Raw genomic sequence first — 8,863 nt, forward strand, 5'->3', positions numbered from 1 at the left:
CGGATCAGCAGGGTGTCGATGCGGTGTCCACGGGCCGCCTCCACCAGGGCCGGGTGCCCGCCCGCCGCCGAGCCCGTTCAGCTGAGCGGGTCGAGCGTGAGGTACGCCTGCCGCGGGCTGCCGTCGTGCACCAGCGACTCCTGGGCGCCCACGTCGTCGAAGGCGAAGGCGTACGCCTTCCCGTCGGCCGCCTGGGCGTGGATGATCCGCGCGTAGTGGTTGGTCACCGCGTCCTGGTAGAAGTTCGCGGTGGTGGTGTCGGGCTGCTGGGAGTTCACCAGCAGCGTCGAGCGGTTGAGACCGGCGCACAGGGTGCGCGAGATCGGTCCCCGCACGGCGTCGTTCGGCGCGTCCAGCAGCTTGTGGCAGCCGAACACGCTGTCCGCGTCCGGCTTCTGGAAACTGGTGACGACGGTGCCGGAGCCGTCGGTGAAGTTCATGACGTTGCCCGAGACCCGGCCGTAGTAGGCGGTGGCCGGCCGGTCGGCGAAGGGCGTGACGGTGAGCGTCGACGTGGCGTACTTCTGCCAGACCCGGTTGACGTAGTCGTCCATGACGCCGCTCGGCAGCGCGCCGGACTCCAGGCCGTGTCCCGGTGAGAGCGCTCGCAGAACGGTGCCGTCGGAACGCGTCTGGATCAGCCCGCCCCAGCCGCCCGGCTGCGCGCGCAGCCCGTTGAGGACGGCGCTGTACCCGCCGGGCTTCAGACGGCCGGTGCTCGCGGTACTGCCGTCGGCCCGCTGGACACCGACCGTGTACGGCGCCGAGAACATGTCGACCTGGGTGCTGTTGAGCCACAGCCCGGAGTCGTTGAGCGTGTACTCGGACCAGTTGAACAGGATGTCGCGGTTGGGATCGCCGGGGTTCTGCACCGCCGGCTGCACGAGTCCGCCGGTGGTCAGTTTGAACACCAGCTTCTGCCCGTACGAGAAGTAGATCCGGCCCGAGAACTTGGGGATCTGTATGGTCTGCGACCGGCCGGCGGCCGGCCCGGCGATCGAGGCGTCGGGAGCCGGTGTCGGCGGATTGCCGCCCCCCGGCCAGGCGTGGAAGACGCCGTTCGCGTCGGCCCAGCCCTGCTGACCCGTCGTCAGCGAGGTGCCGATGTCGTAGATGTACAGCGGTTCACCGCGGCCGGAGTTGTTGGTCACCGTCAGGGGAATCGTCGCGGGCACCGCGGCGTCGGCCGGTGCCGGGGCGGCGAGCCCGAGCAGCGTACCGGCGAGCGCGGTGGCCGCGGTCGCCGCGAGAGTCCTGAGTCGTGCGAGCACGCTCCACCTCCGTGGGGGGAAGGTACGGCATTGGTGCGTACCTCTGAGAGCGCTCTCAGCGTTCCGCTACGGCGCGCGCATGTCAATGAGTTGGATGCGCCTCGCCGACGGTGAACCGCGGAGAAGTGCGCACAGGCGCACAGGCGCGCCGGAGTTCGCGGGGCTCGCGGGGCTCGCGGGAGGTCCGCCGTGGTGGCGGCGTTCGCGCCGCACAGGACGGTCACGGACGCAGCCGCGTCCGGCGCGCGTCCGGCCGGCGGTCCCCGCCCGCGCCTCGCCTGCGTCCGGTGCGCGGCCGGCCGGCGGTCCCACCCGCTGTTCGGCCTCGGACCCGGCCGTCGGTTCCCGCCTGTGGTGCGGACACGCACCTGACCGGCGGTCCCGCCCTCCCGACGGACCCGAGGTCTACTCGAAGCGGGACACGTCGCCCGCGCCGCGCCGCACGATCTCCGCCTCGCCGCCGGAGAAGTCGATCACCGTGGTCGGCTCCGTGCCGCAGTCGCCGGAGTCGACCACCGCGTCCAGCACGTGGTCGAGCCGGTCCTTGATCTCCCACCCCTGGGTCATCGGCTCCTCCTCGTCCGGCAGCAGCAGCGTGCTGGACAGCAGCGGCTCACCGAGCTCGGTCAGCAGGGCCTGGGCGACGACATGATCGGGGATGCGCACCCCGACGGTCTTCTTCTTCGGGTGCATCAGCCTGCGCGGCACCTCCCTCGTCGCCGGGAGGATGAAGGTGTAGCTGCCGGGCGTGGACGCCTTGATCGCCCGGAAGACGTCGTTGTCGACTCTGACGAACTGGCCCAGCTGGGCGAAGTCCTGGCAGACCAGGGTGAAGTGGTGCCGGTCGTCGAGACGGCGGATGGCCCGGATCCGCTCGATGCCGTCCCGGCTGCCCAGCCGGCAGCCGAGGGCGTAGCAGGAGTCGGTCGGATACGCGATCAGCGCGCCGTCCCGCACGCTCGCGGCCACCTGGCTGATGGCGCGCGGCTGGGGATTGTCGGGGTGCACGTCGAAGTACTTCGCCATCCGCCGAGCTTATGCCGTGCGGCGGTGACGCCGCCGCAGGTGGGTCCGTCCGGATGCCGCGCCGGACCCGCACGAACGCCCGGCCGGAGCCGGCCGTTCGTGCGGGTCCGGTGGTGCCCGCGGGGCCTGTGCCCCTGGGACACGGCTGTTCGACATGGCTGCGCGGAAAGCGCCCTCGCGGCCACGATCGAGGTGCGCGCGGTTGTGCTGGTCACGCGGGCATCAACGGGGTGCGCGCGCCCCGCGGTGGTCGTGCGTCCGCTGCCTCGGCGGCGCCGTCCGCGTGGCCGCCGGCTTGCGCCGGGATGGCGTCACGCGCACACCGAGCGCCGCGGCGGACTGAAGAGGGTCCCGCCCGCCCCTGCCCGGGCAGGCCCCGCAGGCTGCGCCTCCGCGGCCCGGCATCGCGGGCGTTTCCCCTGCGGCCCCACATCGCCGGCGCGCTTCCGCCCGGTACGGTGCGGATCCGCGAACACCGGCGAATACACCGCGGTATCGGGGGCAGCAGACGGAAGAACCGCTCGGGACCTCCCCCCGGCCCGAGCCCCGCGGCTTCGCCGACCGTCACTCCCCCCGTGACCTTCGGCGGAGCCGCCTTTTCCGTCGGTCTCCAGCAGCGCGCGGCCCGCGCCCGGCAGCCGGGTACACGCAAGCGCCCTGGTAACGTCCCCGACCGGTACGCGGGGCCGATGTGAGGCGGGGAGTGGGCCGGGATGGACGGCCGCGAGGACGAAGCGATCAGGGCGGGTGCGCGGCACGCCGGATCCCGTTCGGCATGGGCGAGGGAACTCCTCGCCCAACTGCGGCCGGCCGGGCGCGACGTGCGCAAGGTGGTGGCCTGGCTGGCCGACGCCGTGAACGGCACCGTCTGCCTCCGGGACGGCCTGGGGGCCGTCCTCGCCGGACAGCCGGTCCCCGTGGACGAGGCACTGCTCGCCGACGTGACCGACGGCCGGATCGCCTCGGCGGCGCTGGAGGACGGGGGACGTCATCTGCGCCTCGTGCGCGTGGCGCCCGCGCACCAGCGGCCGGCGGGCGTGCTGGCGGTCGACCGGGCCACCCCCTTCGACCCGCAGACCGCCGACATGGTCACCCACACCGCCGCAGTGGTCGAACTGCTTCTGCGCGCCCACGAGACGACCGCCGCCGGACGACGGCTCGAACGGGCTGCCACCGCGCTGCGGCTGGCCATCCTGCAACTGCTGATGGTCGAGGACACCGTCGCGGCCCGGCGCGTCGCCACGGGCCTGTGGCCCGGCCTGCTCGACACCGAGACGGCCTGCGTCTACGTCGTGGAAACGCACCCTGAGGAACGCGGCCGGCTGGCCACGGACTGCCTGGACGCCACGAACGGTCAGGCCCTGGTGGTGCTCTGCCCGGCCGTGGACCGACACGTCATCGTGGTCGCCCCGGTCGAGGATTCCGGCCGCGCGCTGCGCTCACTCGTCGGCCGGCGCCCGCAGACGTTCCTCGGCGGCAGCACCCGGCACACTCTCGCCCGGACGGCCACCGCCTACGGGCAGGCCGTCAGCGCCCTCGCCGTCGCTCGCTTCCGTCCCGACGGCGCCGCCGTCTACGCCGAGCGCACCCACCCCGAACGCCTCATGGACCCCCGCGCGCTGCGCGCCTGGTCCGCCCGTCTGCTGCGGCCGCTGGACGTCCTGCCCCACCACACGCGCGCCGAGGTGGTCGCCACCACCCGGCTGGGCCTGGAGTTCACCGCCGTGAACACGGCGAAGGTCATGGGCGTCAGCCGCAACACCGTGCGCGCCCGGATGGAGCGCGCGGAGCGACTGCTCGGCACGGACTTCTCCCACCTCACCGTCCGGGCCGCCGTCCACCTCGCCCTGAATGCCCAGGCCGGCCCGGGCCACGATCCGGCCGGCGAGGAGGGGGACCGGGACGAACCGCCGTCCGGCGCCGCGCGCTTCGGCGACCTGCTCACCAGCACGGCTCTGCGTACCTGGGCCACCGAACTGCTCGGGCGCCTGGCGGCGGACGCGCGGGACCTGCGCGGCACGCTGCGCATCTGGCTCTCCGTCGGCGGCAACGCCGAACGCGCGGCGCAGCTGCTCGGCGTCCACGCGCAGACCGTCCGGGAACACGTCCGCGGCGCGGAGCCCGTACTGGAACGCCAGCTCCTCGCCGGCGGCAGCGACCTGTACGAGGTCGTCCTGGCCCATCTGGCCGTGGGTGACCTGAACCAGCCTGTCCTGGGGCGGCACGAATAACCCGATAACGGACTCACCTGTGCACGGTTGAGCCATCCGAGCGGCCGAAGGGGCATCGGCGCGATACCCAAGGACGGCCGGCGGCACGTAGTTTGCGACACGCCGCAGGGGCAGTCCGCGGCCCCGCGCGCGGAGGCGGGACCGGAACGGGGGACCGGTCGCGCCTCCGTCCGCGCGCGAACCCGGGCCGCGGGCCTGCCCGGCACCCGGAGGGGGTCCCGGCCGCGCTGCCGCCCGCGCCGTCCGGTGTCCGACCCGGCGGGCGGTGAGCGGGGGCCGCCCGCCGACGGCGACCGGGGACGTGGCCTGGCGGTCCCGTACGGCAGCCGGGCCGTGCCGCCGGCGGACCGGTGCCCTTGCCGTGCCGGTCGGCGATCGGCTCTGGGACCCGTGCCGCGCGTGCGGTGCCGCGCGGGTCCCGGCCGTGCCGTCCCGCGCATGTATGTGCCCTCGCCCGGCCACTCCCACCGTGCGTCGGCCCCGCGGCCCCGTTCGAAGGCGTCAGACGGCGGGAAGTACGGCGTCCACGGCCTGTGCCGGTGTGGCCACCTCGACCGGCCCGCGCCCGCCCGGCGCGGCGGACGTGCCGGACGGCGGCGGCCAACCGCCGAGCAGGGCGACGGGTTTGCCCGCCCGCACGGCGAGGGCGATCTCGCTGAGCGTGCCCCAGCCCCCGCCCACCGCGATCAGCGCGTCGCACGTGTTCACCAGGACGCCGTTGCGCAGTTCACCCAGCCCGGTCGCCACCGTGACGCTCAGGTGGCGGTTCCCGGCGCCGCGATCATGCCCCGGCAGCAGTCCGACGACCGTGCCGCCCGCCGACCGCACGCCCTCCGCGCACGCCTCCATGACGCCGCCGAGGCCTCCGCAGACCACGAGCGCGCCGCGCCCCGCGAGCAGGGCGCCGACCTGCCGGGCCTGCGCCGCGAGTTCGGGACCGGCCCGCCCGGGACCCGCCACGGCGATACAGGGACGCATGCCTCCCATGGAACGGCCGGGGAGGGGCCGCGACAAGGCGGCCGGGTGGACACCGTGGCCGCAACGGACACCACGACGCTCGAATCGATTGCCGCAACACCTGATTCTGAAGCCAAGCCTTGCTCGGGCAGTTCTTTCGACCGTAGGCTCATGCCGTTCCGCCGTCGCCGATCACAGGGAACCGCCATGGACCGCGCCCGCCTGCACCACCTGCTCGCCCGCGAGGCCGCCGCGGCCGAGCGGGACAACCCGCGCTCGAAGGCTGCCTACGACCGGGCCGAGCACCTCTTCGGCCGGGTGCCGATGACCTGGATGAACAAGACGGCCGGTGCCTTCCCCCGCTACCTGGACTCCGCGCGGGGGGCGAGGATCACCGACGTCGACGGGCACGAGTACATCGACTTCTGCCTCGGCGACACCGGTGCCATGGCGGGCCACTCGCCCGAACCCGTGGCCGAGGCGGTGCGGCGCCGGTACGCCGAACTCGGGGGAGCGACGGCGATGCTCCCCACCGAGGACGCCGAGTGGGTCGGGGCGGAGCTCACCCGCCGCTTCGGGCTCGCCCGCTGGAGCTTCTCGCTGACCGCCACCGACGCCAACCGCTGGGCGATCCGGCTGGCCCGCGCCGTCACCGGCCGTCCGAAGATCCTGGTCAACAGCTACTGCTACCACGGCAGTGTCGACGAGTCGCTCATCGTCGTCGGCCCCGACGGCCGGGGCGCCGCCCGCGCCGGGAACGTCGGAGCCCCCTGCGACGTCACCCTCACCAGCCGCGTCGCGGAGTTCAACGACCTCGTCCAGCTGGAGCGCGAGCTCGTCCACGGCGACGTCGCCGCGGTCCTCATGGAGCCGGCCCTCACCAACATCGGCATCGTGCTCCCCGAGCCCGGCTACCTGGCCGGTGTCCGCGATCTGACCCGGCGGTACGGTGCCCTCCTCATCAACGACGAGACGCACACCTTCTCCGCCGGACCGGGTGGCTGCACCGCGGCCTGGGACCTGGAGCCCGACCTGCTGACCATCGGCAAGGCCATCGGCGGCGGCATCCCCGCGGGCGCCTACGGCCTGTCCGCCGGCCTCGCCGACCGGCTCCTCGGCCGCGACGACCTCGACCTCGTGGACATGGGTGGCGTCGGCGGCACCCTCGCGGGCAACGCGCTCTCCGTCGCCGCCGTGCGGGCCACGCTGGAGCACGTGCTCACCGACGAGGCCTTCGCGCACATGGCGAAACTGTCCGAGCGCTTCGAGGCCGGGGTGCGCGCCGGGATCGACGCCCACGCGCTGCCCTGGTCGGTCAGCCGGCTCGGCGCCCGCACCGAGTACCGGTTCACCTCGCCCGCGCCGCGCACCGGCACGGAGTCGGAGGCCGCCGCCGACCCGGAGCTCGAGGACTTCCTCCACCTCTACCTGGCCAACCGGGGCATTCTGCTCACCCCCTTCCACAACATGGCCCTGATGTGCCCGGAAACCAGCGAGGAGGACGTCGACACGCACACCGAGGTCTTCGCCGCCGCCCTGGCCGAACTGACCGGCTGAACGGCGCCGTTAGGCTGGGGCGAACCGGCCGGGAGAGGGAGAACGAGGCACGTGGACGACATCGACCGGGCCATCCTGCGCGAACTGCAGACGGACGGGCGCATCGCCTACGCGGACCTTGGACCCAGGGTGGGCCTGTCCGCGTCGGCGGCGCGCCAGCGCCTCCAGCGGCTGCTGGACTCCAGGGCCGTCCAGGTCGTCGGCGTCACCGACCCGATGGCGATGGGCGGGCAGGCCATGGCACTGCTCGGCATCGGCGTCGACGGCGACCCCCGGGCGGTCGCCGACGAGCTGGCCCGGCGCGCCGAAGTCGTCTACTCCGTGCTGACCTCCGGCGGCTTCGATCTGTTCGCCGAGGTCGTCACCCCCGGACCGAAGGAACTGCTGGACTTCGTCAACGATGTGGTCCGTCCCCTCGACGGTGTCCGGCAGGTGCAGTCGTTCCCGTACTTCGCCATTCACACGCACCGGTTCCTGTGGGACGTCGGCTGACGCGGGCGGTGCGTCCCCGAGACCGTCGCGGACGCACCGCCCGCGTCAGCCGGACGGGGGGTGAGGACGAGCATCGTCACGTCGTCGCGGACGGTGCCGCAGTGCGCCAGGACGTCCGAGAGCACGTGCTCGGCCAGAGCGGCGGGGGCCAGGCCGGTGAAGCGCGGCAGTCGTTCGAGCAGCGGATAGAAGGTGCCGTCGGCGTCCCGGGCCTCGCTGACGCCGTCGGAGGACAGGAACAGCACGTCCCCGTCCCGCAGCAGCAGGGTGTCCCCGAGCCGCCGCGGCGGCCCGTCGGTCAGGCCGAGGCCCAGCGGCGTCCACGGCGGGACCGCGATCTCCGTCGCCTTCCCGTCGCGCAGCAGCACCGGCGGCGGATGGCCGCAGGTCACGATCCGCACGGCCCGCGCGTCGTCGGAGAACTCCAGCAGGACGGCCGTGGCGAACAGCTCGGCGTGCCGTACCTCCGCCGAATCCACCACCAGCCGGCGGTCCAGGGCGGCAGCGACCGCCGGCAGGTCGGGACGGTCGAGCACGGCCTCCCGGAAGGCCCCGAGCAGCGAGGCGACGGTGGACACCGCCGCCAGCCCGTGCCCCTGCACGTCCCCCATGACCGCCCGCACACCGCTGGGGCCCCGGCGCACGTCGAAGAAGTCCCCGCCCACCAGGGTCCCGCGCTGCGCGGCCCGGTACAGGCCCGCGCAGCGCACCGGGCCGACGTGGTCGGCCACCGGCGGGACCACGGCACGCTGTGCGGCCTCGGCCACCGTGTGCTCCAGGTCCAGCTGCGCGTCGCGGCGGCTGCGCACGAACGACACGAACACGCTCAGCGCGGCGACGAAGCAGACGGTCAGCAGGTCCGTCGTGCCCGGCCGGTCCAGCCGGAAGGCGTGCACGGTCAGCAGCGCGACCGACACGGAGCCGAGGACCGCGGTCGCCAGCGGCCCGTACGAGAGCACCGCCAGGGGCGGGATGGCGCCCAGCACGAAGCCGACGTCCAGCGGGGAGGGGCTGACCAGCGTCGCCACGACCACCGCCGTCACCAGCGCGAGCGGCAGCACCCGCACCCAGCGGGGCGGTGGGGCGCCGCGCAGCCAGCCCCGCCGGTCCGAGTCCCGGCGTGGAGAGGGGGCAGGCACCTTCACCACAAGACCACGCTGCAATGCCGGGAGCCGTCCCGCACGCCGAGCGCCGCCGCCGCGGCCCCGGAAGAGGAAGGCCGGACCCGGCGCGGCGCTAGTGCCGCGGCAGGCAACGTTCGCCCCGTCGCGACGCCCGGCACGCCCTCTCGCCGCACCGGCCGGAAGCCCGAGTACATCCAGTACGAGG

General features: G+C 74.1%; 7 protein-coding genes. 3 read left to right on the forward strand and 4 right to left on the reverse strand.

The genetic code is table 11. The features are described 5' to 3' along the window. Nucleotides 1–77 precede the first annotated feature (77 nt). A complete protein-coding gene (locus ACWDNY_RS30640; protein ID WP_451649073.1) occupies nt 78–1,271 on the reverse strand; it encodes a glycoside hydrolase family 64 protein in 1,194 nt (397 codons plus the stop codon). Between the two features lie 405 nt (nt 1,272–1,676). Continuing rightward, complete coding sequence (locus tag ACWDNY_RS30645) at nt 1,677–2,297, reverse strand: L-threonylcarbamoyladenylate synthase (RefSeq protein ID WP_451649074.1); 621 nt, start codon at nt 2,295–2,297, stop codon at nt 1,677–1,679. A gap of 713 nt (nt 2,298–3,010) precedes the next feature. Between ACWDNY_RS30645 and ACWDNY_RS30650 the strand changes: the two genes are divergently transcribed. Then, the gene (locus ACWDNY_RS30650) at nt 3,011–4,528 is read left to right on the forward strand and encodes a helix-turn-helix domain-containing protein (protein ID WP_451649075.1); all 1,518 of its coding nucleotides are present in this window, start codon (nt 3,011–3,013) and stop codon (nt 4,526–4,528) included. Nucleotides 4,529–5,029: 501 nt separating this feature from the next. Here ACWDNY_RS30650 and ACWDNY_RS30655 read toward each other — a convergent pair. Next, nucleotides 5,030–5,506, reverse strand: a complete 477-nt coding sequence (locus ACWDNY_RS30655) for a TIGR00725 family protein (RefSeq protein ID WP_451649076.1) — start codon at nt 5,504–5,506, stop codon at nt 5,030–5,032. A 186-nt stretch (nt 5,507–5,692) separates the two neighbouring features. On the opposite strand from ACWDNY_RS30655, the gene ACWDNY_RS30660 reads away from it, so the two are divergent. Both ACWDNY_RS30660 and ACWDNY_RS30665 read left to right on the forward strand, forming a co-directional pair. After that, the gene (locus ACWDNY_RS30660) at nt 5,693–7,042 is read left to right on the forward strand and encodes a transaminase (protein WP_451649077.1); all 1,350 of its coding nucleotides are present in this window, start codon (nt 5,693–5,695) and stop codon (nt 7,040–7,042) included. Between the two features lie 51 nt (nt 7,043–7,093). Beyond that, nucleotides 7,094–7,534: an Lrp/AsnC family transcriptional regulator gene (locus ACWDNY_RS30665; protein WP_451649078.1), complete on the forward strand. Its 441-nt coding sequence runs from the start codon at nt 7,094–7,096 to the stop codon at nt 7,532–7,534. On the opposite strand, the gene ACWDNY_RS30670 is transcribed toward ACWDNY_RS30665, so the two are convergent. Continuing rightward, nucleotides 7,501–8,682, reverse strand: a complete 1,182-nt coding sequence (locus ACWDNY_RS30670; protein WP_451649079.1) for a PP2C family protein-serine/threonine phosphatase — start codon at nt 8,680–8,682, stop codon at nt 7,501–7,503. The genes ACWDNY_RS30665 and ACWDNY_RS30670 overlap by 34 nt on opposite strands. Nucleotides 8,683–8,863 lie beyond the last annotated feature (181 nt).

It is taken from the genome of Streptomyces sp. NPDC003697, from assembly GCF_053587115.1.

Coding starts and splice junctions, on each gene's coding strand:
- ACWDNY_RS30655 (WP_451649076.1), bottom strand. CDS start 5,506: ATGCGTCCCTGTATCGCCGTGGCGGGTCCCGGGCGGGCCGGTCCCGAA.
- ACWDNY_RS30660 (WP_451649077.1), top strand. CDS start 5,693: ATGGACCGCGCCCGCCTGCACCACCTGCTCGCCCGCGAGGCCGCCGCG.
- ACWDNY_RS30650 (WP_451649075.1), top strand. CDS start 3,011: ATGGACGGCCGCGAGGACGAAGCGATCAGGGCGGGTGCGCGGCACGCC.
- ACWDNY_RS30645 (WP_451649074.1), bottom strand. CDS start 2,297: ATGGCGAAGTACTTCGACGTGCACCCCGACAATCCCCAGCCGCGCGCC.